Source organism: Micromonospora sp. CA-248212 (genome assembly GCF_050948405.1).
In the GTDB taxonomy this organism is placed as follows: Bacteria; Actinomycetota; Actinomycetes; order Mycobacteriales; family Micromonosporaceae; genus Micromonospora.
The window spans coordinates 2,004,605-2,027,636 of record NZ_CP192023.1; the positions used below are offsets into that span (position 1 = coordinate 2,004,605).

Here is a 23,032-nt window from a genome sequence, read left to right on the forward strand (position 1 = left end):
GGCGTCAGCGTGGCTCCCACGCGTCGGGCAGCGCGGTGAGCTTGCGGACGTGCGCGGGCAGTCGACCACTGACGATCTCGGCGAGGCTCACCTCGTCGACCACCCGCCGCACCGCGGCGCGCACCGCCACCCACAGGCCGGGCAGGTTCTCCGCCGAGCCCTCGTAACGGGTCTCCTCCGGGCGCAGGCCGCGTACGCCCGCCAGCGGGCCCTCCACCGCGCGCAACACCGCGCCGACGGTCACCTCGCGAGGCGGACGGGCCAGGGTGTAACCGCCCTCCGCGCCGCGTTGGGCGCGGACGATCCCGGCCCGGCGCAGATCCGCCAGGACCGCCTCCAGGAACTTGCGCGGCATGTCCTGCTCCGCCGCGATGGCCTGGGTGGACAGCAGCGAGGGGTACGCGGTCGCGAGGCTCAGCGCCGCACGTACCGCGTAGTCGCCGCGCGCGGAGATCTGCACCCCGTCATCATGCCCGCCCGCTCGGGATACCCGGGCCACCGGGCCGGCCCGAGTTACCGGGTGCGCCGGAGCGGAACCGTCCGCTGTTGGCGCCGGTCGGCTCGACCGGTGGTCGGGGTCGGACGACCCGGCCGCCGGCCGGCTGGTCGCGGGCGGCCCGGAACGCCCCAGGGCTGACCCCGATCTCCCGGGTGAAGAACCGGCCGAAGTTGGTCGGCTCGGAGAAGCCGAGCCCCCGGCCGATCTGCGCGATCGGTTCGTCGCTCGCCGCGAGCAGCCGGGCGGCCTGCAACGCCACCCGCTCGTCGATGACCTGCTTGGCGCTGCGGCCGGTGACGGCCAGGCAGGCCCGGGTCAGGGTACGCACCGAGCAGCCGAGCGCGGCGGCGTAGTCCTCGACCCGCCGGGACACCTGGTAGCCGTGCTCCACCTCCCGGGCGAACCGCTGGAACGTCTCGGCCTCGTTACGCTGCCCGGCCGGGTCCGCGTCGGGCAGCGCCAACCGCAGCAGCAGCACGGCGAGCTGGTGCCGCAGCAGCGCGCGGCCGGCCGGGCCGTCGCCGTGCCGCTGGCAGTCCACCGCCAACTGGCTCACCTCGTTGATCACCGCGTCCTCGTCCTCGCCGGCCAACTGCCGCCAGGTCGGCGCCGCGTCCACGTCGACGGCCAGGCCGTGCAGGGCGTCGGCGGTCCAGCCGACCACCGACGCGTCGAACTGGGGGCCGGCGCAGCGCAGCACCTGACCGGCGTGGACCCGCAGCAGCGTGCCGGGTCGGCACGGCAGGAGGTGGAAATCCAGCTCGGCGTCGCCGTGGCCGCGGGTGGTGAGGATCAGCAGCTCCTGTTCGACGAACACCGGCCGCCGCCAGCCGGGGTCACCGGCCAGGTCGGCCAGCGCGAACGTGGAGATCTCGTCGGGTACGGGTGATGCCGTTCCGATCGATGGCGCGGGGGAGGGATCGGTGGAGACCATCGCCTGCGACGGTAGCCCGAACCGCAGGTCACCGCATCCCGACCGGGGTACGCGGCAACGTCGTGGCTTGTCGTGGTCCCCACGGCCGGGCTACGTTACCCGGCGGTAGCGCCGTCCGGTCCCGGTCCGCCCGGCGCCCCACCGGCCGCTCGCCGGACGACGCAAGACGCCGACTCGCGATGGGATTCCTATGACGGAGCTGTTCTCGGTCGAAGACAAGACGGTCCTGGTCACCGGCGGGTCCCGGGGAATCGGGCTGATGATCGCCCAGGGCTTCGTCCGCGCCGGCGCCCGCGTGATCATCTCGTCCCGCAAGGCGGACGTCTGCGAGCAGGTCGCCAACGAACTCTCCGCCGAGGGCCGGTGCGAGGCCATCCCCGCCGACCTGAGCGCCGACGACGGCGCGCAGGCCCTCGCCGCCGCCGTCCGCGAGCACGTCGACCGCCTCGACGTGCTGGTCAACAACGCCGGCGCCACCTGGGGCGCGCCGCTGGAGAGCTACCCGGAGGCCGCGTTCGACAAGCTCTGGGCGGTCAACGTCAAGGCCGTCTTCCGGCTCACCACTGCGCTGCTGCCGGCGCTGCGCGCCGCCGCCAGCGCCGACGACCCGGCCCGCGTGATCAACATCGGGTCCATCGACGGCATCCGGGTGCCGTTCATGGAGGTGTACGCCTACTCGGCCACCAAGGCCGCCGTGCACATGCTCACCCGCAGCCTCGCCCACCAGCTCGCCGGTGAGCAGATCACCGTCAACGCGATCGCGCCCGGCCCGTTCGAGAGCAAGATGATGGCGTTCGCCCTCGACGACCCGGCCAGCCGGTCCGCCATCGAGCAGCAGGTGCCGCTAGGCCGCATCGGCCGCCCCGAGGACATGGCCGGCACCGCCATCTACCTGTCGTCGCGGGCCGGCGCGTACCTGACCGGCGCGGTCATCCCCGTCGACGGCGGCATCACCACGCACGGCTGAGCACGGGCCAACCCGGGTCCGGCTGTGGTCGTACCCCCTGGGGTGGGTGTGCCGGGGCCGCGCGGACTCGGCAGATCCGCGCGGCCCCGTGTTGCTCTGGTCAGCGGCCGGCGAGCAGCCGGTTCACCGCAGTGTCGACGTCCAGGTGCTCGGCCTCACGGCCGCGCGGGACGACCACGTACGTGCGTCGAAGGAATCGCACCAGGACGCTGCGCGGCACCTCGAAGAGGGCGTTGCCATCCGGTGACGAGAGGGCCAGCGCGACGAAGTCGCCGCGCGGTGTGGCCCAGGGCCAGACCCGCACATCCCCGATGCCGGCCGGCTCGTCCAGGCCGGTGACCAGCAGTTCGCGAGCGAACGACCAGCTCACCGCCTCCCCACCGGCCGATTCGGCGTGGAACAGGACATGGACCGCATACGGGTCAGCAGGGTCGTAACGCAGACTGGCACGCACCGGCAAGGCGGTGGCGTCAGGCGCGACGAGCCTTAGCGACGTCTCGACCTCTACGGTCGTCGGTCGGATGACACTCATGGACGTTCTCCCCCCGGCACCGCTGCGGAACGCGCGTGTCCCGCTTTTCCCATACTCAGGTGCTACTCCTGGCTACGCTCCGCCATACGCTGACTTCACCCAGTGGTGGGAAGGGGGACGGAAGCGCCTCGTGAATGTGAACATTCATGTAGGATTTCCGGTTCTGCCCAGTGCGTGATGCCGCCCGGCGTCGGGTGGCTCAGTCGTCGACTTACTCCGGTAACGTCCAGTCGGCCGTTGCAGTGACGGGCCCGAGCGACACTGGGGGGTGAAATGGTCACGAACCGATCCTCAGTGGATCCGGTGACCGCGCCGGGCCCGCCGAACGTCGCGGTCCGAGCAGCCGAAAAGCGGGGGTACGACGTGCCGATGGAGCAGCCCGAGCGACCCGGACGGTCGACGCCCGAGCCGGGCCGCCCCGGTGGCGTCCTCGTCGTCGGCGAGCCGCCGCGCCGCCCGCACTGGCGACAGCGGATCTCCACCACGCTCGACCTGATCCGGGCCAACCCCACCGGCCGGATCGCCCTCAAGATCTTCATCGCGATCGCCGGCGCGCTGGTGGTCACCATCGGCATCGCCCTCATCCCGCTGCCCGGCCCCGGCTGGCTGCTGGTCATCGCCGGCCTCGGCATCTGGGCCGTCGAATTCCACTGGGCCCGCCGACTGCTCGGCTTCACCCGTCGACACGTCCACGGCTGGACACGCTGGGTGAGACGACAGTCACTGCCGCTGCGCTTCGTCCTCGGCGCCGTCGGCCTGGTCTTCGTCGCGGCGGTGGTCTGGCTCTCCCTCAAGCTCAGCCTCGGCATCGACGTGGTGGCCGAGGCGAGGCAGTACCTCGCGGCGCGCTGACCCCGGATTTTTGGTCTGGTTCCACGATCGGGTAGAGTCAACGGCGCTGAGGGCGATTAGCTCAGTGGGAGAGCGCTTCGTTCACACCGAAGAGGTCGCTGGTTCGATACCAGCATCGCCCACTCTCAGTTTCTGCAGGTCAGAAGCCGGTTGGACACAGTCCAGCCGGCTTTTCGCTGTCCCGTAGCAGAGATCATGAGTCACCCATGAGTCGGTCACGACTAATTGCGGGCCGCCGTTGGAGGGAAAACGAAGCGTCCGCCCAGTTAAGCGTTGCTGTCCGAGCACGTCGCCTGGTCACCTGGTTGAATCCGGCTGTCCTCGCTCAAGGCGTGGTGGCTCCGGATGACCACGCCCGCAAGGTGGAGAGGGTGGCAGCCCGTTCGAGCCGGGCCGAGTCCGGGGAGCCCCGGCGATGCCGGGGCTCCCAAGCCCTGCGCATCGATAGCGCCGCCAGCAAGGCTGACAGCAACCGGCCAGGACGAGGGCAGCGGCCGGCTGCCGAGCGCGGAGAGCCGCCCGACGCCGCAGCTAATCGGCCACCCACAGTGGGGGTACCCCGGTGCCCTGAGTACCGCAGGCAACCTCAGGCTGTCACTGCTGCGGTACGGTCGGACATGGCGGCCCCGCTGGTGTAGAGGCCGGCGGTGCCGCCGCCCAGTCCTCTACCTGGGAGCGGCCATGACCGAGCCAACGTCATTCGGTGCCCGCCTACGCGCCCACCGCGAACGAGCGGGCAAAACGCGCGTTGTCCTCGGTGGCCTGGTCGGTCGAAGCGCCGACTGGGTCAAGGCGTTGGAGTCCGGGCGGCTGCTCACGCCGCGCCTGCCCATGCTGCTGCGCCTGGCCGAGGTCCTCGACGTCTCGGACCTGGCCGAGCTGACCGGCGACCAGTCCCTGCCGGTCGCGTCGGTGACCCGGGCCGGGCACCCGGGGGTCGACAACGTCGCCGCCGCCATGCAGCGCACCACGGTGCCTGCCGGGGAGCCGACGCCCGTAGGCGTCCTGCGCGGTCTGGTCAACCAGGCGTGGACGCTGTGGCACCAGTCCAGCACCGAACGGACCGCCGTGGCCGTGGTGTTGCCCGGCCTGCTCGACGACGCCCGCCGCTCGGTCAGACGACTCGAAGGCACCGACCGGCGGGCGGCGCTGGCCGAGCTGGCACGCGTCTACCACCTGGCGCAGTTGTACGTCGCTCACCAGCCTTACCCAGAACTGGTGTGGCTGGCCGCTGACCGCGCCATGGGCGCCGCGCAGGACGCCGACGACCCGAACGCGATCGCGGCGGCGGCGTGGTACTACGCGCACGTCTACCGGTCGGCGAACCAAGTCGACGCGGCCGAGCTGGTGCTCGTCGACGCCGAGCGGTTGGTCGACAGGGAAGCGGGAGCAGAGCCGTACGCGCGCTGGGCCCAGCTTCAACTGGGGCGCGCGCTCGGTCACGCGAAGGCCGGCCGCGCCGGGCAGGCGTGGCGCGCGTGGGACGCCGCTGATGCCGCCGCTGGCCGCCTTGGAGCCGGCTACGCCCACCCGTGGCTCATGTTCGGTCCGGCCGCCTGCGCTGCGTACGCGGTGACGTTGGAGACGGACCTGTGCCACGTGGGGGAGGCTGTTCGGCGAGCCGACTCGACGAACTACAGCGCGCTTCCCTCGCGTACCCGCCGCGCTGGTCACCTGATCGACGCGGCCCGCGCGCACCTGCTGCGCCGCGAGGAAGTAGCCGCTGTGCACCTGCTCGGCCGCGCGCTACGCGAAAGCGTCGACACGGTCCGGCACAACCCGTATTCGCGGAGCGCCGCATTCGAGCTGTCCTCGCGTCCCGGGACTGTCGGAGAGGACGCGCGCGAGCTGGCACTCGCCATCGGCGTCGAGGGGTAACCGTGCCAGGGGGACGGTCTGTCCCCATCGCGTTGCGTGGTCGTACATAGCGTCCCTGGTTACTAAGTCGGGCGCGGATCAACTGCAGCGTCGTCGCGAAGATCGTCGCGCCCCTGACCTGGGGAGGTGACACCGTGCACATCGTCCAGAGGCTGCGGCGGCTGCTCACGCCCGCCGCGCCGCCCGTTCCGCCCGGCACCGGCCAGCGCATCCAGGCCGTCGAGCAGGAAGCGGCCAAGCGGCAACTCCTGGCCAGCGCCCGGACCGTGACGCAGGCGCACCGCCGCGCCAGCCGCCCCGACGGGACGGTCCGGTGAGCGGCCGGCAGATGCCCGAGCCCGGCGCGCGGGTGTCGGTGCGGCCCAGCCAGTGGCAACCCAGCCCCGGCATCGAGGGCCAGACGCACCACACCATCGTCATCGTCAAGGTCCACGAGTCCCACGACCCGCGGTTCGCGTGGGTGTACGGCCACGGCCCGGACTGCAGTTGGTCCACGGCCGACTGCGCCGTCCCGTGGTGCTTCGAGGTGTTGGTCAGCGTCGACGTCCTGGCCGCCGCCGTTGCAGGGCAGCGACCGTGACCACGTACCCATGCTGGCAGATGGCCTCGGGGACCAGTCGGCGGGCGCGGTCCCTGGCGGCGGCGCTGCTCGCAGGCCGCGCATGACCACGCACGGCCCGGTGCTGCCGATCTGGAGTTGCGGCGGCTGCGATGCGCCCTGGCCCTGCCGCACACGGCAGCGCGAGCTGCGCGCCGAGTTCGACGACGCTCCGATCTCCCTGGCAATCTACCTAGGTGCCCAGCTGGTGCGGGCCTCCCAGGACCTGAGCTGGGTGCCGGCGGGTGCGCTGCACAGACGCTTCCTCGGCTGGCTGCGGTGAGCAGCCTGCGGCCCGGCGACGGGAAGTTCGACCACAGCGACGGCTCGCACAAGTGGATCCCGTCGGACCCCGGACTACGACCTGTCCTGCCGGCGGCAGGACTGCCGTGCGTGCCTTGACAGGAAGGTGGAGCAGCAGGACAGTCGACATATTCATTGACGTTCAACTATCTGCGGCGAGGTGTGCCATGCGGAAGTCGCTGACTGCTGTGGCCGCCATCGCTGTTGCCGTGGTCGCGACGATGGCCGCGATCTCACACGCCAGTGCGGCGAACGCGGCGGCCGGGTGTCGGGTGAACTACGTCGTCACCAGCCAGTGGACCGGAGGCTTTCACGCCGACATCGCGGTCACCAACTTGGGTGACCCAGTCAACGGGTGGACGCTGCGGTTCGCGTTCCCTGCAGTCGACCAGCGGCTCACGCAAACCTGGAGCGCCACCTGGGCCCAGGCGGGCCAGCAGGTCAGCGCGACCAATCTGAGCTGGAACGCGACCCTGGGCACCAATGGCTCCGCGAACATCGGTTTCGTTGGCGCCTGGTCGGGCAGCAACCGCATACCGGAGTCGTTCACGCTCAACGGCGTCACGTGCACCGGCGGCGTCCTGCCCAGCATGACGCCGACCCGGACGACCCCACCGCCGGTCGCTGACTACCCAGCGATCGTCACCTGGCTCAGCCCGACCGCCGGCGCGGTGTACACCACACCGGGAACCGTCCCGCTGGCGGCGACCGCGACCGTGGGAGGCGGACACGGCATCACCTCGGTGTCGTTCCGGGTGGACGGCGTCACGGTGGCCCAGGGGGTGAGGACGACCGGTGACCGGTACGAGGCGCTGTGGACACCACCGATCGGGGAGCCCGGCACCAGCACCACCTTCGTGCTGTACGTCTCGGCCGGCACCGACCAGTCGCTGTCTGGTGCCGCGCCGCCGTTGCTGGTCACGGTGGTGACGCCGCCGTCCACCGGCACCAACCACCCGCCGGCGGCGGCGTTGAGCACCCCCGGCGGGCAGACCTACTTCCTCGAGCCGACGACCGTCACGCTGGTCGCCGACGTCGCCGACACCGATCCCGGGGACCTCGTCAGCCGGGTGGAGCTCTACCTCGGCGCAACCCGGCTGGCCGTGACGCCGACCAACAGCGGACAGCGCTACCAGTTCCAGACGGCCCTGTCGGCCGGCACGTCGTCCACCTTCACCGTGCGGGTCCACGATTCCCACGGCGGCCTCGGCATCTCGAACCCGCTGACCTTCACCATCCGTTAGCGCCTCGGCCCTCCGTTAAGGGCTGACCAAGGTCCAACGGCACCGAACGGCGGTCAGTGGCACCCACCCCTGCCTGCGTCCTGACCTACCGCCGCTGCGATCGGTGTCAGCCGGCGTTGTGGTCACGTACACGTCGTCCTCATCGGACGCTCACCCGAACGACTGATCACTGCCGGCTGTGGGGTACGTGAATGTGGCTTCGGAATATCCGTTGCCAACAACGGGCAGCGCGCCTACCTTGAATGAGCAAGGTCAAACCGATCCACCAGAGGAGTTCCCCGTGTCGCAGTACGCCTACACCGAAACCACGCGGCTCATGCCGCGCGGCGGTGTCGTGCTGCTCCCGATCGGGCGGGCTCACGATCTGTGCGCGAGTGAGCAGAACTGGAAGCCGGGGTGGCGACGCGAATAGCGTCAGCGCAAGCTGCGAAGCCGCCCACCCCGACGGGGACAGGGCGGCTTTTTCGTTACCGGAACAACTTCATAGGGGCGTAGCTCAACTGGTAGAGCACCGGTCTCCAAAACCGAAGGTCGCAGGTTCAAGTCCTGTCGCCCCTGCTTTCGTCCCGGCTTCGGTCGGTGGCGTTGTTGATTCTTAATTCCACAGTGAATGGCATGAGCAAGACCCCGGCCGGCGCCTGCACGGGCCGGCCGGGGGCATTACATCCGGGACGAGGGAGACGGCTGACCCGCTCGCTTTGGGAGCGAGAGACACGGGGTTCGACACCCCGGTCCCGGACCATGGGGTTGTAGCTCAGCCGGTAGAGCATCGGTCTGGCAGACCGAAGGCCGGGGGTTCGAACCCCTCCGACTCCACGCACACGGTGTGCCGCGAATACGTGGGCACACCCGCAAGAACTTGCCCACCTGGCGTGACTGGCAGCGCACGGGCGTGAAGCCCCCGAGGACCCCATTCAAGTCGGGGGGTGGGCACGTTGGTGGGGGACCTCCCGGGGCGAGGCTCCCGGCCCCCGCCGGCTGGATGGGCCGTTGGAGCTGATGGCAAAGCTCACCTGGTTCTCAGCCAGGAGATCGTCGGTTCGAGCCCGACACGGCCTACGCACGATCTCGCGGTACTAGCTCATCTGGTAGAGCGCCTGCCTTCCAAGCAGATTGGCGGGGTTCGAGTCCCCGGTACCGCTCGACGGGGCAGGGAGTGGGGCGGCGGACGCCGCGAATCCGGAGGCCGGGTTGCGCAGCCTGGCTGACGGCCGACGCGGGGCAGCTCCCCGAGTCAGCGTGGAAGGTCGCCGGCTCAAACCCGGTGTTGGTGGCGGTTCGAGTCCGCCGCAGGGCACGCAACGCCTCGTTGTGACCACGGTGAAACCGTACGGCCGGCTGACCCGGCACAGCGGGATCAATCGCCTCCGGGGCGCCAGGTACGTTCCCGCCCATTGTGGGAGAGGCACCCACGCCGCCGTAGCTCAGATTGGGAGAGCGTCCCCCTGGTACGGGGAAGGCCGCGCGTTCAATTCGCGCCGGTGGCTCCACGCGGTTGTAGCGCAGTTGGTAGCGCGTCTCCTTGCCAAGGAGAAGATCGCCGGTTCGAATCCGGCCAGCCGCTCTCAATCGACAGATCATCTGTCAATCCGTCCAACCACCCACGACCCGAAGGAGGGACCTGGTGGACGCCGTACTCGTCATCAACGCCGACCTTGGGCCCCTTCACCGGGTCACGGTCGCCCACGCGATCCGGATGCTGTGCCGGCGGGTCGCCGAGATCCACGAAGCCGAACCCGACCGGACCCTCGGCGTGTTCCCCATGCCGAAGGTCGTCCGCCTGGTGCGGTACGTCGTCACCCGGTGGCGGTATACGAAGGGCCCCGCCTGGTCCAAGGGTGGTGTCCTGGCCCGCGACAACCGGCAGTGCGGCTACTGCTCCGGTCCGGCCGCCACGGTCGACCACATCCTGCCCCGCTCGCGGGGTGGGCAGAACACCTGGCGGAACACCGTCAGCGCGTGCGCGCCCTGCAACCAGGCCAAGGGCGACCGGACCCCGGCCGAGGCCGGCATGGTGCTTCGCATCAGCCCGCTCGTGCCCGCGTGGGGGTCGCTGGCGCAGCGCTGACCCGGCCGGCGGGCCATCACCCCGCCGGCCGCGATGGGAGCTGATGTAACCGGCAGCATCGCTGGCTCTGACCCAGCGCGTAGAGGTTCGAATCCTCTGCTCCCAGCTCGATGCCCTCGTAGCCCAGCGGTAGAGGCGACGGTCTGAGGGGCCGTAAAGGGCAGGTTCGAATCCTGTCGAGGGCACCATGCCGGCGTAGCTCAGAGGCCAGAGCAGCGCCCTTGTAAGGCGACGCGCGCCGGTTCGATCCCGGTCGCCGGCTCCACACCTTGCCGCCGTAGCTCACCTGGCAGAGCGACGTCCTCGTAAGACGTAGGCACCCGGTTCAAGTCCGGGCGGTGGCTCTCTCGCCGACGTAGCTCAGGTGGTCAGAGCATCCGGCTCATAACCGGAAGGCCGCGGGCTCGACTCCCGCCGTCGGCACTCTCAGAACAGCGTGAGGGCTTCGTTGATCGGACTCCTCTGCGGCAACTCCTGCTGGGGAGGTCGTCCGCGCCGGTGAGTGCGCTCGGCGTGGCAGTTCGCGCACACCACCTCGCACAAGTCCATCTCAGCCAGCATCCGAGCGATGGAGATGTTGCGACCGGCGAACTCGCCGATATTGAAGCTCTTTTCGCCGCGCACGTGATCGAACTGCATCACATAAGGGGGGTACTGCACATTGCAGTCGGCGCATGGCTTGCTTTTGGCCCGCCTGACGAGAGCCGCTAACTTCTCGCGGTTCTTCTTATTGAACGCAACAGCGCGGGCCTTGTAGGCTGACTTGTTGGCAGCGTAGTGGGCCTGCGCGTATCGCTTTCGGTCCTCGGGATTGGAATGTGCCACACCTGATCCTACCAATTGTGGCCCCGGTTCGACACCGGGCGTCGGCACGCAACACCACCTGCCCGGGTGGGCAAACTGGCAAAGCCGCCGCCTTCAGACTGCGGAGATTCTGCGGGTTCGACTCCCGCCCCGGGTACGCATGGGCTCGTAGCTCATCTGGTAGAGCGCCGCTTTCGCACAGCGGAGGTGGCAGGTTCGAGTCCTGTCGGGTCCACCATGCCGACGTAGCTCAGTGGTGAGAGCACCCGACTGTCGATCGGGGGGCCGCGGGTTCGATCCCCGTCGTTGGCGCGCATGAAGGGTTGGCCGAGTCTGGTCGATGGCGCCGCGTTGCTAGCGCGGAGCGGGTCACACCGCCGGGAGTTCGAATCTCTCACCCTTCGCCAAGCCGTCGTAGCTCAGCCTGGTGAGAGCACCGACCTGATAAGTCGGGGGCCCCCGGTTCAAATCCGGGCGTCGGCACGCAGTAAGGCTCGCCCCCGTAGCTCAGCGGATAGAGCGCCTGATTACGGATCAGGAGGCCGGACGTTCGAATCGTCTCGGGGGCACTTACGGGATATGGCGCAGTTTGATAGCGCGCCTGACTGGGGGTCAGGGGGCCGTCGGTTCGAATCCGGCTATCCCGACTTCAGGTACTGCCCATCGCATCGCTCTAGCCCACCAACACCGATCATGCGGAGTTTCGTCGGGGCCTTTTTGACGCGACGAAAGCTTGCCACCCTCCGCGCCTCCGCCCGCGCCTCGTAGCGCATGTGTAGGAGCGTAAGTTCGGGTAGCCCTTTGATTGGCTCCTCCACCCCGTGCATCCTCAGGTGCTTCAGCTTCAGCACCAACGTTTGAGAAGGGTGCACTATGGCCGGTCCTCTGGCGAGCCAGCCGATCGCGGACCATCTCATTCCGCCAGAGATCCTGCTCGACCAGAAAGCTTCCTGGTAGAAGGCGTGAAAGGTGATGTCCACGATCGGCACGGCGGAGTCGTTGGCGATGTAGATCACCGTCTCGCCAGCTTCCTTTGAGGCCCAGACTCGGACGGTGCTCCGCTCGGCCCGGCGGCGTCGCCGAACTTCGCTGAGGTAGACGGAGAGAGCAACGAGCGCGGCAGCGAGCGTTCCGAGGGCTTCGAGCGCGCCCCACCCGGCCCAGGTCCACAGGGACGGCGATGTCGGCGGCACGCACCGGAGAGTAGTAGGTGTCAGCACGGCGCGTAAGCCCCGCGCCGCTAACGGGTACTAGCTCAGCTTGGTAGAGCGCTCGGTTCGGGACCGAGAGGCCGGGCGTTCGAATCGCCCGTACCCGACTCATGGAGGGTAGCGCCCAGTGGTGGGCAACCGGCCTCGAAAGCCGGGCCGCCGGAAACGGCGAGGGTTCGACTCCTTTACCTTCCGCGCTTGCCTGCGAGGCAGATCAGTGCTCGGTCAACGGCCACGCGGCGGCGCGATTTCAGCCACGGCCGCAGTTCCAGAAGCAGTTCGCGCAGCTCGTTGATGCGGCACACGTTCCACGTCGCGGTCGGACGCCACTTCTCGTTCCGTGACGGCCGCTCGTGGACGCGCCCTATCCCGGTCGCTGCCTGAAGCCGAACGATGGTGTCATAGTCGGTCGAGTTCACTCCGAGAGACACGTCACCTCGGGCGGAGACGCTGATGCAGCCCTCCCCTTCCACGATGCCGGCGACCCACGGGATGCCTTCGGCGAGCGTCAACTCCCGCCGGGCGGGGAAGGTGTCAACCGGCTGCCCTCCGGCCGACCAGAGGCCGATGGCAGCCGAACGGCGGCGGTGACCGAGTAGCGGTGCAAGTTCCGCGACGAGCCAAGCCGTGTGGTGATGCGCGTTGACGGTCCAGTACCACGAAGGCTTATGCGCGCGGTTCCTCGGCGTGTACGCATTGACCGTGCCGACCCCGGTCATCTGGTGGGCGTCGCTGATTACGTCTCGGTCCGTCATTTGGACCCGTACGCGGGGTGCACCTTCCTTCACCAAGAAGGTCCCTTCGCCTTCCAAGAGCCCGGCTAGCCATGCTCGCTGATCTGCGCGTAGCTCCTGCGGGGCTGGCCGCTCGCGTGTGCAGGTCGCGCACCGCACTGACTTGCGGTCCATCGGTGCGCCACACGCGCACCGCCACCTCAGCTTCAGACGCTGGTAGCGGCACGGCTCGCATTCACGCCGCCGGTCGGCTGACCAGTAAGGCTTGCCGCAGGTAACGCATCTGGGCTGACTTGTCACCCATACATATCATCTTAGGCGTGGGGTCCTCCCCCTCACCGCCATGCGCCGGTAGCTGAGTTGGTTTAGCTACGGACTCTTAATCCGAAGACGGGGGTTCGATTCCCTCCCGGCGCACGTATTTGCCCCAGTAGCTCAGCGGATAGAGCGCTGGCTTCCTAAGCCGGGTCGTCGCAGGTTCGAATCCTGCCCGGGGCACGTACACAAGCCGCTCGCGCCTGATGGCCGGGCTCCGGACTTTTACTCCGGACTGCGGGGGTTCGATTCCCTCGGGCGGCACTGCGGGGTGGAGGAGTTCGGTTGTCCTCGCCGGCCTCATAAGCCGGAGTAGCGCGGGTTCGAATCCCGCCCCCGCTCCCGCCGCGGTAGCTCAGCGGGAGAGCAGCGCCTCGACAAGGCGTAGGTCGCTGGTTCGATTCCAGCTCGCGGCACGCAACCCACCTGGCGCGGTGGACGAATGGAAGAGTCGCCCGGCTTTCACCCGGGACACGTTGCGGGTTCGAGTCCCGTCCGCGCTGCCATTCCCCTGTAGCTCAAAGGTAGAGCGGCCGGCTGTTAACCGGCTGATCTTGGTTCGAGTCCAGGCGGGGGAGCCACGCCCGTGTAGCTCAGCGGCAGAGCACCGGTCCCACACACCGGGTCGCCCTGGTTCGAGTCCAGGTACGGGCACTGGCCTCCGGGCCGCAGTTGTGGCTGTAGCTCAACGGTAGAGCGCCGGGTTGTGGTCCCGGTGATGGCGGTTCGATTCCGCTCAGTCACCCCAAGCGCGTCGTGAGCGGCTGGTCGCTCCCCCGTCTGTAAAACGGGTGCCTTACGGCACGCCTGGTTCAAGTCCAGGGGCGCGCACAGAGATCAGGTGGCCAATTGCGCTGCTGCGCCGCCGCTGGACACTGGGGATCCATGACGGCTTGTGGTGAGCCACCGTGGGCGAGTACGACCAGACCCGCGGAGCGAACGGAAGGTGCTCGGTCAGCGTCTCGATCACGTCAAGGTCGGTCATCTGAACGCGAACCACCCCTCCTCCGGACCGCCTTCGAACGAAGGCGCCCTCACCCTCGATGAGCCCGGCGATCCAGGCCAGTCGCGCCAGGTCGGGCACGCTCACGATCGGCTTGCTCTCGTACGTCCCGGATCGACGCAGCTTGGCCTTATGGGACTTGGGTGCACCGCATGCACACGGATCCTTGGCCACATGCCTGTTCTGGGCCTCCGTTCGCTGCAGCCGTGAAACCGGCCCGGCCGTCATCGCGCAGCCGGTCCCCTGCGCCCACACGGGCGCAGTTCGAATCTCTCGACTCCCACGCATGCCCACGTAGCTCAGCGGATAGAGCACCGGCTTCCGGAGCCGGGTTGGCGGAGGTTCGAATCCTTCCGTGGGCATCCTGGTCGTGTGCCCGAGTGGTCAGGGAGCGGTCTGCAAAACCGCGCACCGGGGTTCGATTCCCCGCACGGCCTCGACTGCCATTCACTGCGGATAGAGATCGACGCGCGGCCGACCGATCGGCGGCAAACCACTGAGCGTGCACGTCCTGCCTGCACCCGGCTCGCGACTGCTGAAGACCGCTGCGCCGGACTGCGTCAGAACCAGGTTCCCGGTCGTACAAGTCGCCAGAGGCGCCCACGCCAGCGCGCACGCCGAGGATGCAAGAAGGTCTCTATGTCCTCCAACGCGTTACCGGCGGTCCCCCTGACGTGAGGTCTGGCGCGTACGTGGCGGAGTGCGGGCACTACACGATCTTGGTCGAGTTGACCGTAGACCCTCGCGAGGTGCCCGAGGCAGGTGGCCGCGAGCGCCTGCACCTGGTGGTCGGGGTGATCGAGCAGGGTTAGGTAGAGCTCCTGCGAGGCTCTCCAGTCGCCGTCGCCGTACAACGCCGATCCGACCATGGCATCCGTGGCCCCGGCGATGTCGTTGCGGTCGAGAGCCTTCCGCACATCGTCGGGCGTTGCCGATGGAGGGTTGTGAAAGGTGTGGTGCTCGTGGCTCATGGCCAACATCTTTGATTACCGCATTTACCAGGAACACCCGCAGGTCGACATGGCGGCCTTATCGACGACCGGGAACAGGCAGGCTGACATCTCCAGCGGGCCCGAACGAGTAGGTGTCGGGAGCGGTTCGTCGAGTGGGTGTTCAGATGGTGGGAGGTGCCAGCGTTGGGATGACGGGGTTTCCGTGGATGTTGCCGTCGGCGCAGGGCCATGGGCCGGCGGCGAGCGGTGCCAGGCCGGTGTCGCCGAAGATGAGCAGCTCGTTGCCGAGTGCGAAAGCGACGGTTGCGTCCTGGAGGAGGAGGGTTCTGCTCATGACGGTTCGGTCGTCATCGGTGCGCCGGAACAGTTCGTGCTGGTCCAGGTTCGCGTCGACGGCCAGGAGCTTGCCGTCGCGCCAGAACACTGCGGCGCCGTTGGCGTCGAGCGCGGGATAGCTGGTGTAGTAGCCGGACAGAGGCGGGCCGTCGTCCATTGATCCGTCGGGGTTGAGAACCCGGAACTGCGACCGGGACGGCAGCCTGTTCTCCGATTCCGGGCCACGGATCGTGCCGTGCTGGTCGATGAGCATCTGGCCGTGGCTGGGCCACGTGTGGATTGGCTGGCCGTCAGGGCCGTAGAGGGTGCTGGAGAACGCCCCGTAGCCCTGGGCGCCGACGAGGAAACGGCCGTGGCCGGCGATGGCCTTGTGATGGTAGGGGCCGGGCTCTGTGGTGGAGATGATGTTTCCGGTCTCGGTGTCGAGGATGGTGCACCTCCCGATGCCGCTGCCTCCGTCACTGATCCCAGCGAGAATGCGATCGCCGGCCACGAGCAGCGGTTGCCAGTGATCCGCCTCCAGGGTTGATGGTCTCCACTCTTTCTTGGGCTGGACGTGCCATCCGGTCGCTACGCCGGCTTCGACGACGCCGGAGAAGGAGACCGTCTCGAGGGGCAGGGGAGTGAACCACATGGTGCTGCCGGTGTCGCTGAGGCGAGCCAGGCGCGCAGTGCGGCCTTGGGGAAGCCGCTGGCGTGGCGCGGTCGGTAGCCACAGGACGCAGAAGCCGTCCGGCATCCGAACGGCAGCTCCCAGGTGCTCGCCCGGCTCCTGCTGCGGGGTGACTTCATGCAGCACCGAGCCCTCGGCGCCGACGCTGGTGAGTGTGAACACGGGTGGGCTGGCACCGTCGTGGTGGGTTACCCACACGGTCCCACCCGCGTCGACGCGGGGTGGGAACGGATGGCCTGCGAATGTGCGTTGCCAGAGCGTGGCTCCGCTCAAATCGACCGCGGTGAGGACGGTGGTGTACAGGTTGCGGGTGCTCGGGCTGCGGCCCGCATAACTGGTCAGATAGATCGGCCCGTCTCGGTCCGCGGCCGCCAGGCCCCAGACCTGACCGGGCAACCCGACGATCTCGGGTTCCATCGGCATGCCACCTCCCCAGCCATGCGCTCTCGGATCATGCCTACACCAGTTCGGCGCCGTGTCGTCAGTCGCACCGCTGGTCGTGTCAGCAGCCGCAGCTCATTGTCCGGGAGTTGGTGGTGCCAGACCGGTCGACGTCGAGGGGGGCGAAGCGGCTCTCGGCGGCCGGTTGAACGATGTCCAGGGCCTGAAGTGTTGCCGTTGCTGGTCTTAGCGCTGGCGGCCCGCGCCCGGAGGCTGGTCTGGATCGGGGTCCGATGGTCGGGGCATCTCCGGGCCGCTGGCGCTCATGCGCAGCAGCGTCTCGATGCGGGTGACCCGGAAATGGCGTCCCAGCGCGGTGACGTCGTCGACGGGATTGGTATCGAGGTCGTCGGCGGTCTGCTGGTAGGCGGCTGTCTGGTCGTCGGTCAGCCTCAGCAGACGCGGTTCGATGTGGCGCAGGCCGAAGGTGATCTCGTCGCGGGCCAGCTGCGGTGTGGCGACCGCGCGACTGTACGGCCGCCACGACCCTGCTACAGATTCGGCTGCGGCGTAGCGGGTCGGCAGGATGACGCCGACTGGGTGAGAGGCGATGGCGGCGACGCTCTCGGCATATACGGTGGCGGGCACCTGGGCCCGGGGGTAGTGCGCGGTCGTCAGCTCTGCCCGCAGCATCGCCTCACTCGGCCCGGTCGCCGCGTCTGGGTCGATGACGATCTCTGGGGTGAGGAAGCTGTCGTGGTCCTCGGCGTTGCGGGGGTCGCGGTCGGTGGGTCGGGGCGGTTCGGGCCCGTCCGGGCCGAACCGCGCGAACGTGTCCACCCGCACGACGCGGTGCACGCGGCCGTTGATCACCACCTCGTCTACCTTCTCCCGGTCCAGGACGTCGAGCGCGGTGGTCAACTCCGCAGCCCGCGGGGGGTCAGTGGTTTCGTCGAGCTGCTCCATGAGGTGGTGCGCAAGCTCGTCCCGGGCGGCCTGTGGCGTATCCGACACGACGGCGTACACCTGCCACCGCCCGTCATCTACCTGCACTGCGTGGCCGAACAGGGGGGCGCCGATGCGTGTCATCGGGTAGGCGGCCGCTCGCCGTGCCGCGTCCTCCTCGGTGACCGCGCCGACTGGGTCGGTGGGCTGCTGTACCCGCAGGATTACCGGCGGCTGCACTTCGTCGGCACTCATGCCACGGATTGTGCGACGGCTCGATGGCCCGTGTCACGAGGGCGCGCCATCACCGCAGCGGCGTCATCGGTGCCGCGCGCCGCGTCCGGGTTCTCGAAGTATGTGCCTGGGGTGTCACCGAGATAGGCGACGCCGTTGCCGGGAGCGGGTGGACGATCTGCTGAGCCCAGGGCGTTGATCGGTCACGGTTGTACTTCGGTCCAGGTGGTGAGGTCAGGAGTGTTGAAAGCCGCAGAGCATAGCTTGCAGGCCTGGTTCGAAATGGTCGTCCGGTGTGGTCTCGTCGGCTGCCTGAGCCAACAGGTTGTATTGCGAGCTGCCCTTGTCAGGTTTCCTGCTTCGTGACTGTGCGCCCGCTTGAAGGATGGCCACGCTGAGCGCGTGCCCGATGGTGAATTCCCGCAGGCATCGGAGGATCCGCAAGGCGGTGGCGGGCGGCAGGCCGGCGTTCTGCAGCTTTTCCACCGCGCGGACACCCATATCGATGGACGCAGACGACCGCACGGGTCGGGTGGCGAACACCGGAACGGCGTTCGGGTGCTGTAGTAGCACGTCGCGCAGGCGGCGGCAGTACTGCGCGGCCAGTTCCGGCCACGGCGCCTGCCATGGCAGTGAGTCGGTGTCCATCTCGACGAACAGCACCTCGGCGATGCCGTCGAACAACGCCTCCTGATCCGCGAAGTGGCGGTAAGCGGCCATCGGGTCAACGCCAAGGACCGCACCGAGGCGACGCATGGAGAACTTGCGCAGCCCTTCGGCGTCGATCAGCGCGAGCGCGGCTGTGGCCAGGTACTCGCGGTTGAGTGTCGGACGCGTCGGGGGCGGCGGCACGGCGGGTGTGCTCACCTGGGGAATCCTTCGAGGATCCTCTCGAGGGTTTCGCTGAACCTGTCTGGCTGTTCGAGGTAGACGGTGTGTCCACCCGGAAACTCCTCGCACGGCACGCCGAGCCGCTCGGCGAGCATGTGCGCCGGCCGGTAGTACGGCTTGCCGACGCTGTCCCGGCCGGTGGCCAGCCGCCAGGGCACGGCGACCTCGCGCAGCGCGGGCAGGTCCGGGTGGTAGTCGAGGCCGATGAGCGGCAGTTCCCGCCGCAGCAGCAGGTCGGCATTGCCCAACTGGCGCGTCATCGAGCTGGGCTCGCGGCCGGTGACCCGGCGCACGGCCGCGCCGACCGGTAGAGCGGCCCGGGAGGCGGCTGCGACCAGGGCCTGTCCCACAGTCGAGCGGAACAGCCAGGGCGGGTCGTCCATGGTCATGGCACCGAAGGCCGCGTACGCCCGCAAAGGGCTCTTCTCTCGGGCGATCCGGGCGATCTCGGCGAGCGCCCGCCGCTCCGCGCTGTCGTCCGGGAGGAGCGAGACTAGCGGTGGTTCGTGCGCCACCACACCGGATAGCCGGTCGGTGTGGTTGGCCAGCACCTCGAGTGCGATGATCGCGCCGCCGCTGCCGCCGAAGACGTACGCCTTCTTCACCCCGTAATGGTCCAGGACCGCGACGGCGTCGCTCGCCTGCGCAGCGACTCCGATCGGTGCCTGCGGGTCGGTGAACCGGCTGCGCGAATTGCCCCGCCGGTCGTAGGTGAACACCGTGTACCGGCGCGCGAGAAGCGGGACGACCTCCTCGTACATTCCTGCATCGCCCCCGCCGCCCGAAATGAGCAGCAGCGGAGCGCCGGAGCCTGCCCGCTCTGTGTAGAGCCGAGCCCCGGGAACTGTCACATATTCCGAAGTCATGCTCGCCGCCCCTGTCAGTTCGCGACCACCGTACGCCTCGTCTACGTCGTAGATTCTATCTACGGTGTAGACGAAATCTCAAGACGAGGCGGGATGGCCTGCTCGCTGTCCCGCTTCCCCCCGACGAGACGCATGCTCATCTGCCGCGAAAACCGAAACAACCGAAGGTCAAGGTGTTGCCCTCCGGACCGCGGCGATGCTGTCGTCCCGACCAGCACGGCTCGTAACCGAGCCCACATCCGTGGCTTGTGGGAGCTCGAAGAGATCAGACACAAGCAGCCTGCGGCGGGCTGAGCCGCTCACTCCGCGACAACCATGTCTCCCGGCACGACACCGCGGCGATCGACGGTCATCGACCGTTGGGTGAGGTGTTGTACGGGCGCTCGGCGAAGCCATTGGGGGTGTGCGCTCACCGCTTGCACGATCGTCGGTGGCTGTTGAGGTGCTGGCGGCCCATCGCCCGGAGCCGCTGCGACCAGTGCCTCTGACCATCCGCCTCAGGCATCAAGGATCTGCCATTCCTGGCTGATCTCGCCGCTGACGGGTTGCTGGACCGCCCTGGCGCCGTCTGCGGTGGAGCCGCCCTCGATCCCGACACACCAGCCGTTGCTCACGTTGGCGAGCCGGTAGTATCCGCTGGTCGCTGCCGGGACGAGGTTCCACCACTGGTTACGTCCGCCGTTGTCGGCCCACTGAACGAGTGCCGCGCCCTGGCCGGAGCCGCCTGGGCTGTCGAGGACTTTCCCGCTCTTGACACCGGACAGACGGAATGAGCCATCGCTGTTGGGTAGCAGTCGCCACTGCTGATTGGCCGCGCCAGTCCACGGCCACTGGATGACAGTTGCCCCGTCCGTGGTGGAGCCGCCGTTGACGTCCAGCACCTTTGCGCTGCGCCGGTTGAGCAGTCGAACGACGCCGCCGCCGGCGGCGGCTGGTAGACCTACGACGACCTGTATCTGTTGTCCGGCCGTCATCGAGATCACCCGGGCATGCGGGCCGAGCGGCGAGGGGGTGACCGTCGCGGAAGTGGTGATGGACGCCATCCCGCGCCGGCTGATGAGGGTAATCGCCTGGGTGATCGTCGAGGTGAGTGCCACGGTTACTGAGCGACCAGGCAGATCCCAGGAGAGGCTGTGAATGCGGACCTGGTTGCGTCCGCGGACCCCGGTGATGGTGCCCTTGGCGAGCTGGCCGGGCACGGCGGGCAGCAGCTCGATGACACCGGTCCTGGTGTACACGAGCGCTTCGCTGAGCACGGCCGGCAGCGTGTTTGCCGCATCGGCGTTGTAGGTCTCCAGGTTCGGGTTGTGTGCTGTCATCAGCGACCGGAAGATCATGTTGTTGCCGATGATCTTCCGGAGGTTGTTGTAGACGCCGGCGGCGTCCTTCAGCCGAGCGGAGGCAAGGGCTCGATGCAGGCTGCCGTGCGCTGAGGTGTTCTCGTCACCGCGCAGCGCCAGGGCCCTGAGCGCGGCGGTGACCAGACCGGGCGCCTCCTCGGGATTGATCTCGTGCAGGGGCCACGCGCCGTACAGGTGATGGACGTGCCGATGGTTGTAGCGGTCCGTGAGTCCCGGCCAGGACCATTCGGCGAGGGCGCCGCTGCCGTTGACCGTGTAGGGCGGGATCCTCGCCAGCAGGGCCGTCCAGCGTGCGACACCTTGACCGGCGCCCTGCTCGACACCGAGCGCGTTGGCGGCCTCGACAGCCGCCCGCAGGGCGTGTCTGCCGGCCTGGATGTCGCCGGTGGCGTTGATCGCCAGCAGGACGTTCGTGCTGGCCGGCGAATTCTCCATCGAGAACGACGGCACGAAGACCACACGGCCGGCCGAATCGGTGCGGGTCAGGAAGTCCTCGTAGAACAGTGCTAGCTCCATCAGTGCCGGTCCCAGCTTCTCAGCCAGAAACGTCCGGTCCCCGGTGACCTGGTAATACTCCAGCAGCGGGTAGAGCAGCCAGTCCGCGCCACCGGTCCAGCACTGGCCGGGGAAGCCGGCGTCGAAGTGCAGCATGTGTCCGTACTCGCCATCGGTTCGCGATGGGGCCAGGAAGCCGCGGGCGCCGTACAGGTTGCGAGCGTTGGTACGCCAGTGCGCGAGCTGGCCGAGGATCAGGTTGAAGTAGCCCTGCATGGCATCGGTGAGGTCGAGAATGTTGCCGCCGGCGACCTGCAGGTTGATGTTGGCATCGGTGGTGAAATCGTCGGCCCAGGCGCCGTTCCAGGTGCCGGCCCAGATTCCGGTCAACCGCGGCGGCAGGACGCCGCTGGAGCTGATGAACAGGTAACGGCCGCTGTCGTAGAGGCGCTCCAGCAGGGCCACATCGATGGTGTTGCGATTGGCGTTCTGCCGGGCGATCAGCTCGGTGGTCGACAGCTGCCGGTCGGCGGCGGAGACGTTCAAGTCCAGGCGGGAGCGGTCGTACATCGCCGCGTGCAGGGTGACGTGCCGGGTCCGTAGCTCGGCATAGTCGGCGCGCACCGCGGCCAGCGCCGCGTGCAACGGTTTGCCGTCCCAGGCCGTGGGGGACTCGTAACGGTCGAGTTTGGTCAGCAGGAGGAGCCTGGTTGCCGCGGTCACGACGATGGTCGACCCGTTCGCGGCTACCGTGCCACCGCTGGCGACGACCCGGGTGACGCCCTCGAAGCCGAACGCGCCCTGTCCGGACGGGTAGGCGCCTCGCAGGTTCAGGTAGCCGGAGCCGTCAATGACGCTGGCCAGGGTGGTGAAACGGACCGAGCCGGGGACGCCCGCGAGGGATGTGTTGGCGCTCAGCGTCGCGTCGATGGATCGTCCGGATGCCGGGGTCAGTTCGTGTACGACGACGTGGTCGGCTCGGGAGGCGAAGGCGCGGCGAGTCCAGGTGCCGTAGCTGTCGATCCAGGTGGAGTTGACCTCCCCGGTCCGGAAGTCGGTGGTGCGGGCGTATCCGTTGACCGTTGTCATGCCTGGCGTGCTGATCTGCAACTCGAAGCCGGGGTGGTAGGTCTGGGTCCAGCGCAGGTTCCAGCCAGCCGCGAAGTCCGTGTTGGCTCCGCCGTAGTTCCCGGCCAGCGCCTTGTCGCGCACGCCGGCCAGCCGCCCTGAGATTACTGGCGGGGTCACACCCCGGCTGCTGTTGGGCAGTACGAAGCGGTGGTGATTGAAGATCACCTTCTCGAGGGTCGGCGTTCCGTACAGGACGGCGCCGTACTCGCCGTTGCCGGTGAGAAACCCGTCCGTCCAGGTTGTCGCCGCCGTCGCGTCGTAGATCCCCCGCTCGGGCAGCGTGACCTGAGGCGCAGCGGCGGCGGCCCGTCCGGCACCCACGGCCGGGATCACGGCCGCCGAGCCGGCGCTCAGCGCGGCGGTGGCGAGCAGGCGCCTACGGCTCACGGGCAGGTCCGTCATCAGAAGTTCCTCTCGACACCGAGGCTCAAGCGTTGTGTGCGACATGGCCCCGGCGCTGCTGCAGCCCGGTCGGGTCTGCCTACAGGCCGCGGGTCCGCGTGTTCGAATCGATTCGACAACAGTAGGGTCAGCATTGGTTCACGTCAATGAAACATCTTCGTCATGCCAGGTCGCACGGCAACGTGATCCTCCTGGTCAACCTCGCGCGGGTGGGGCTGCGACGGGTGCGCCGCTACGTGGCTTCTGCAGGGCGGTGCTCGTCTACTCACCGGATGGCGTGCTGCTCTTGGATCCGCTCTGACACGCCTGGCCAGCGGGGTCCGTGCGGGTACGGATCTGCCGCGTCCTGCGCGTCACGGAGCGCAGCCAGATAACGCCCGGGTGAGGCATCCGGACGTGCCGATGTGAGTGCGTGGCAACTA

Annotated in this window: 20 protein-coding genes and 33 tRNA genes; 41 read left to right on the forward strand and 12 right to left on the reverse strand. The window is 68.6% G+C overall.

Annotated elements, in window-relative coordinates:
• Positions 1-4: 4 nt before the first annotated feature.
• On the reverse strand, positions 5-460 hold the full coding sequence (locus ACQP03_RS09890; RefSeq protein ID WP_030333674.1) for an RrF2 family transcriptional regulator: 456 nt from the start codon (positions 458-460) through the stop codon (positions 5-7).
• Between the two features lie 7 nt (positions 461-467).
• Complete coding sequence (locus tag ACQP03_RS09895; protein WP_396832566.1) at positions 468-1,433, reverse strand: helix-turn-helix domain-containing protein; 966 nt, start codon at positions 1,431-1,433, stop codon at positions 468-470.
• Positions 1,434-1,623: 190 nt separating this feature from the next.
• Here ACQP03_RS09895 and ACQP03_RS09900 point away from each other — a divergent pair, with 190 nt between their 5' ends.
• Complete coding sequence (locus ACQP03_RS09900; protein WP_357123126.1) at positions 1,624-2,400, forward strand: glucose 1-dehydrogenase; 777 nt, start codon at positions 1,624-1,626, stop codon at positions 2,398-2,400.
• 100 nt (positions 2,401-2,500) lie between these two features.
• Here ACQP03_RS09900 and ACQP03_RS09905 read toward each other — a convergent pair whose 3' ends face one another.
• Positions 2,501-2,932 carry an SsgA family sporulation/cell division regulator gene (locus tag ACQP03_RS09905; protein ID WP_007457244.1) on the reverse strand — a complete coding sequence of 144 codons (432 nt, stop codon included), beginning with the start codon at positions 2,930-2,932 and terminating at the stop codon, positions 2,501-2,503.
• 294 nt (positions 2,933-3,226) lie between these two features.
• On the opposite strand from ACQP03_RS09905, the gene ACQP03_RS09910 reads away from it, so the two are divergent.
• From ACQP03_RS09910 to ACQP03_RS10005, 20 genes are all read left to right on the forward strand, one after another.
• Complete coding sequence (locus ACQP03_RS09910; protein WP_396832622.1) at positions 3,227-3,784, forward strand: TIGR02611 family protein; 558 nt, start codon at positions 3,227-3,229, stop codon at positions 3,782-3,784.
• A 50-nt stretch (positions 3,785-3,834) separates the two neighbouring features.
• Positions 3,835-3,906: transfer RNA gene (locus tag ACQP03_RS09915), tRNA-Val, on the forward strand.
• A 559-nt stretch (positions 3,907-4,465) separates the two neighbouring features.
• Positions 4,466-5,662: a helix-turn-helix domain-containing protein gene (locus tag ACQP03_RS09920; RefSeq protein WP_433460826.1), complete on the forward strand. Its 1,197-nt coding sequence runs from the start codon at positions 4,466-4,468 to the stop codon at positions 5,660-5,662.
• Positions 5,663-5,796: 134 nt separating this feature from the next.
• Positions 5,797-5,979: a hypothetical protein gene (locus tag ACQP03_RS09925; protein ID WP_357171372.1), complete on the forward strand. Its 183-nt coding sequence runs from the start codon at positions 5,797-5,799 to the stop codon at positions 5,977-5,979.
• Positions 5,976-6,242 carry a hypothetical protein gene (locus tag ACQP03_RS09930; protein WP_357171374.1) on the forward strand — a complete coding sequence of 89 codons (267 nt, stop codon included), beginning with the start codon at positions 5,976-5,978 and terminating at the stop codon, positions 6,240-6,242. The genes ACQP03_RS09925 and ACQP03_RS09930 overlap by 4 nt, the downstream gene beginning before the upstream one ends.
• An 82-nt stretch (positions 6,243-6,324) precedes the next feature.
• A complete protein-coding gene (locus ACQP03_RS09935) occupies positions 6,325-6,543 on the forward strand; it encodes a hypothetical protein (RefSeq protein WP_433460827.1) in 219 nt (72 codons plus the stop codon).
• A gap of 187 nt (positions 6,544-6,730) precedes the next feature.
• On the forward strand, positions 6,731-7,807 hold the full coding sequence (locus tag ACQP03_RS09940; RefSeq protein WP_433460828.1) for a cellulose binding domain-containing protein: 1,077 nt from the start codon (positions 6,731-6,733) through the stop codon (positions 7,805-7,807).
• Positions 7,808-8,292: 485 nt separating this feature from the next.
• Positions 8,293-8,365 (forward strand) — tRNA-Trp (locus ACQP03_RS09945).
• A 108-nt stretch (positions 8,366-8,473) separates the two neighbouring features.
• A tRNA-Pro gene (locus ACQP03_RS09950) sits at positions 8,474-8,549 on the forward strand.
• A gap of 1 nt (position 8,550) precedes the next feature.
• Positions 8,551-8,623: transfer RNA gene (locus ACQP03_RS09955), tRNA-Ala, on the forward strand.
• Positions 8,624-8,791: 168 nt separating this feature from the next.
• Positions 8,792-8,866: transfer RNA gene (locus ACQP03_RS09960), tRNA-Glu, on the forward strand.
• Positions 8,867-8,877: 11 nt separating this feature from the next.
• Positions 8,878-8,949 (forward strand) — tRNA-Gly (locus tag ACQP03_RS09965).
• Between the two features lie 271 nt (positions 8,950-9,220).
• Positions 9,221-9,297 (forward strand) — tRNA-Thr (locus tag ACQP03_RS09970).
• Position 9,298: 1 nt separating this feature from the next.
• Positions 9,299-9,371, forward strand: a tRNA-Gly gene (locus ACQP03_RS09975).
• Positions 9,372-9,431: 60 nt separating this feature from the next.
• A complete protein-coding gene (locus ACQP03_RS09980) occupies positions 9,432-9,875 on the forward strand; it encodes an HNH endonuclease (protein WP_357123151.1) in 444 nt (147 codons plus the stop codon).
• 34 nt (positions 9,876-9,909) lie between these two features.
• Positions 9,910-9,981: transfer RNA gene (locus ACQP03_RS09985), tRNA-Gln, on the forward strand.
• Between the two features lie 6 nt (positions 9,982-9,987).
• Positions 9,988-10,063 (forward strand) — tRNA-Leu (locus ACQP03_RS09990).
• A gap of 1 nt (position 10,064) precedes the next feature.
• Positions 10,065-10,140 (forward strand) — tRNA-Thr (locus tag ACQP03_RS09995).
• 6 nt (positions 10,141-10,146) lie between these two features.
• Positions 10,147-10,219 (forward strand) — tRNA-Thr (locus tag ACQP03_RS10000).
• A 5-nt stretch (positions 10,220-10,224) separates the two neighbouring features.
• Positions 10,225-10,298, forward strand: a tRNA-Ile gene (locus tag ACQP03_RS10005).
• A 3-nt stretch (positions 10,299-10,301) separates the two neighbouring features.
• On the opposite strand, the gene ACQP03_RS10010 is transcribed toward ACQP03_RS10005, so the two are convergent.
• A complete protein-coding gene (locus ACQP03_RS10010) occupies positions 10,302-10,700 on the reverse strand; it encodes a hypothetical protein (RefSeq protein ID WP_357123154.1) in 399 nt (132 codons plus the stop codon).
• A 60-nt stretch (positions 10,701-10,760) separates the two neighbouring features.
• Here ACQP03_RS10010 and ACQP03_RS10015 point away from each other — a divergent pair.
• The 7 genes from ACQP03_RS10015 (at position 10,761) to ACQP03_RS10045 (ending at position 11,326) form a co-directional block, all read left to right on the forward strand.
• Positions 10,761-10,836, forward strand: a tRNA-Leu gene (locus tag ACQP03_RS10015).
• Positions 10,837-10,841: 5 nt separating this feature from the next.
• Positions 10,842-10,917, forward strand: a tRNA-Ala gene (locus tag ACQP03_RS10020).
• A gap of 1 nt (position 10,918) precedes the next feature.
• A tRNA-Asp gene (locus ACQP03_RS10025) sits at positions 10,919-10,991 on the forward strand.
• 5 nt (positions 10,992-10,996) lie between these two features.
• Positions 10,997-11,086: transfer RNA gene (locus ACQP03_RS10030), tRNA-Ser, on the forward strand.
• A gap of 1 nt (position 11,087) precedes the next feature.
• Positions 11,088-11,162: transfer RNA gene (locus ACQP03_RS10035), tRNA-Ile, on the forward strand.
• A 13-nt stretch (positions 11,163-11,175) separates the two neighbouring features.
• Positions 11,176-11,248 (forward strand) — tRNA-Arg (locus ACQP03_RS10040).
• 4 nt (positions 11,249-11,252) lie between these two features.
• A tRNA-Pro gene (locus tag ACQP03_RS10045) sits at positions 11,253-11,326 on the forward strand.
• Here the strand turns inward: ACQP03_RS10045 and ACQP03_RS10050 are convergent.
• On the reverse strand, positions 11,318-11,872 hold the full coding sequence (locus ACQP03_RS10050; RefSeq protein ID WP_357394090.1) for a hypothetical protein: 555 nt from the start codon (positions 11,870-11,872) through the stop codon (positions 11,318-11,320). The genes ACQP03_RS10045 and ACQP03_RS10050 overlap by 9 nt on opposite strands.
• 51 nt (positions 11,873-11,923) lie before the next feature.
• Between ACQP03_RS10050 and ACQP03_RS10055 the strand changes: the two genes are divergently transcribed.
• Positions 11,924-11,997: transfer RNA gene (locus ACQP03_RS10055), tRNA-Pro, on the forward strand.
• A gap of 78 nt (positions 11,998-12,075) precedes the next feature.
• On the opposite strand, the gene ACQP03_RS10060 is transcribed toward ACQP03_RS10055, so the two are convergent.
• Complete coding sequence (locus ACQP03_RS10060; RefSeq protein WP_357171384.1) at positions 12,076-12,609, reverse strand: hypothetical protein; 534 nt, start codon at positions 12,607-12,609, stop codon at positions 12,076-12,078.
• A gap of 360 nt (positions 12,610-12,969) precedes the next feature.
• Between ACQP03_RS10060 and ACQP03_RS10065 the strand changes: the two genes are divergently transcribed.
• The 12 genes from ACQP03_RS10065 to ACQP03_RS10120 all read left to right on the forward strand — a co-directional run bounded on the left by ACQP03_RS10065 (position 12,970) and on the right by ACQP03_RS10120 (position 14,379).
• A tRNA-Lys gene (locus ACQP03_RS10065) sits at positions 12,970-13,041 on the forward strand.
• A 7-nt stretch (positions 13,042-13,048) separates the two neighbouring features.
• Positions 13,049-13,122 (forward strand) — tRNA-Arg (locus tag ACQP03_RS10070).
• A 9-nt stretch (positions 13,123-13,131) separates the two neighbouring features.
• A tRNA-Lys gene (locus ACQP03_RS10075) sits at positions 13,132-13,203 on the forward strand.
• Position 13,204: 1 nt separating this feature from the next.
• Positions 13,205-13,281, forward strand: a tRNA-Met gene (locus ACQP03_RS10080).
• Between the two features lie 2 nt (positions 13,282-13,283).
• A tRNA-Val gene (locus ACQP03_RS10085) sits at positions 13,284-13,355 on the forward strand.
• A 12-nt stretch (positions 13,356-13,367) separates the two neighbouring features.
• Positions 13,368-13,445 (forward strand) — tRNA-Glu (locus tag ACQP03_RS10090).
• A gap of 1 nt (position 13,446) precedes the next feature.
• Positions 13,447-13,520, forward strand: a tRNA-Asn gene (locus ACQP03_RS10095).
• A gap of 1 nt (position 13,521) precedes the next feature.
• Positions 13,522-13,593: transfer RNA gene (locus ACQP03_RS10100), tRNA-Val, on the forward strand.
• 20 nt (positions 13,594-13,613) lie between these two features.
• Positions 13,614-13,687, forward strand: a tRNA-His gene (locus tag ACQP03_RS10105).
• 1 nt (position 13,688) lies between these two features.
• Positions 13,689-13,770 (forward strand) — tRNA-Tyr (locus tag ACQP03_RS10110).
• A gap of 460 nt (positions 13,771-14,230) precedes the next feature.
• Positions 14,231-14,304, forward strand: a tRNA-Arg gene (locus ACQP03_RS10115).
• 4 nt (positions 14,305-14,308) lie between these two features.
• Positions 14,309-14,379, forward strand: a tRNA-Cys gene (locus tag ACQP03_RS10120).
• A 123-nt stretch (positions 14,380-14,502) separates the two neighbouring features.
• Here ACQP03_RS10120 and ACQP03_RS10125 read toward each other — a convergent pair.
• The 6 genes from ACQP03_RS10125 to ACQP03_RS10150 form a co-directional block, all read right to left on the reverse strand.
• Positions 14,503-14,913: a hypothetical protein gene (locus ACQP03_RS10125; RefSeq protein ID WP_357123160.1), complete on the reverse strand. Its 411-nt coding sequence runs from the start codon at positions 14,911-14,913 to the stop codon at positions 14,503-14,505.
• A 142-nt stretch (positions 14,914-15,055) separates the two neighbouring features.
• Positions 15,056-16,321 (reverse strand): hypothetical protein, encoded by a 1,266-nt coding sequence (locus tag ACQP03_RS10130; RefSeq protein ID WP_357394092.1) that lies wholly within the window; start codon positions 16,319-16,321, stop codon positions 15,056-15,058.
• Between the two features lie 210 nt (positions 16,322-16,531).
• Positions 16,532-17,485 carry a DUF5954 family protein gene (locus tag ACQP03_RS10135; protein ID WP_357123167.1) on the reverse strand — a complete coding sequence of 318 codons (954 nt, stop codon included), beginning with the start codon at positions 17,483-17,485 and terminating at the stop codon, positions 16,532-16,534.
• 213 nt (positions 17,486-17,698) lie between these two features.
• On the reverse strand, positions 17,699-18,331 hold the full coding sequence (locus tag ACQP03_RS10140) for a TetR/AcrR family transcriptional regulator C-terminal domain-containing protein (protein ID WP_357123170.1): 633 nt from the start codon (positions 18,329-18,331) through the stop codon (positions 17,699-17,701).
• The gene (locus ACQP03_RS10145) at positions 18,328-19,116 is read right to left on the reverse strand and encodes an alpha/beta fold hydrolase (protein WP_433460829.1); all 789 of its coding nucleotides are present in this window, start codon (positions 19,114-19,116) and stop codon (positions 18,328-18,330) included. Before ACQP03_RS10145 ends, ACQP03_RS10140 begins: the two co-directional genes overlap by 4 nt.
• A 602-nt stretch (positions 19,117-19,718) precedes the next feature.
• A complete protein-coding gene (locus ACQP03_RS10150) occupies positions 19,719-22,610 on the reverse strand; it encodes a glycosyl hydrolase family 95 catalytic domain-containing protein (RefSeq protein ID WP_357394094.1) in 2,892 nt (963 codons plus the stop codon).
• Positions 22,611-23,032 lie beyond the last annotated feature (422 nt).

Coding starts and splice junctions, on each gene's coding strand:
- ACQP03_RS09895 (WP_396832566.1), bottom strand. CDS start 1,433: ATGGTCTCCACCGATCCCTCCCCCGCGCCATCGATCGGAACGGCATCA.
- ACQP03_RS09900 (WP_357123126.1), top strand. CDS start 1,624: ATGACGGAGCTGTTCTCGGTCGAAGACAAGACGGTCCTGGTCACCGGC.
- ACQP03_RS09905 (WP_007457244.1), bottom strand. CDS start 2,932: ATGAGTGTCATCCGACCGACGACCGTAGAGGTCGAGACGTCGCTAAGG.
- ACQP03_RS09920 (WP_433460826.1), top strand. CDS start 4,466: ATGACCGAGCCAACGTCATTCGGTGCCCGCCTACGCGCCCACCGCGAA.
- ACQP03_RS09935 (WP_433460827.1), top strand. CDS start 6,325: ATGACCACGCACGGCCCGGTGCTGCCGATCTGGAGTTGCGGCGGCTGC.
- ACQP03_RS09940 (WP_433460828.1), top strand. CDS start 6,731: ATGCGGAAGTCGCTGACTGCTGTGGCCGCCATCGCTGTTGCCGTGGTC.
- ACQP03_RS10060 (WP_357171384.1), bottom strand. CDS start 12,609: ATGACCGGGGTCGGCACGGTCAATGCGTACACGCCGAGGAACCGCGCG.
- ACQP03_RS10125 (WP_357123160.1), bottom strand. CDS start 14,913: ATGAGCCACGAGCACCACACCTTTCACAACCCTCCATCGGCAACGCCC.
- ACQP03_RS10130 (WP_357394092.1), bottom strand. CDS start 16,321: ATGGAACCCGAGATCGTCGGGTTGCCCGGTCAGGTCTGGGGCCTGGCG.
- ACQP03_RS10135 (WP_357123167.1), bottom strand. CDS start 17,485: ATGAGTGCCGACGAAGTGCAGCCGCCGGTAATCCTGCGGGTACAGCAG.
- ACQP03_RS10145 (WP_433460829.1), bottom strand. CDS start 19,116: ATGTACGAGGAGGTCGTCCCGCTTCTCGCGCGCCGGTACACGGTGTTC.
- ACQP03_RS10150 (WP_357394094.1), bottom strand. CDS start 22,610: ATGACGGACCTGCCCGTGAGCCGTAGGCGCCTGCTCGCCACCGCCGCG.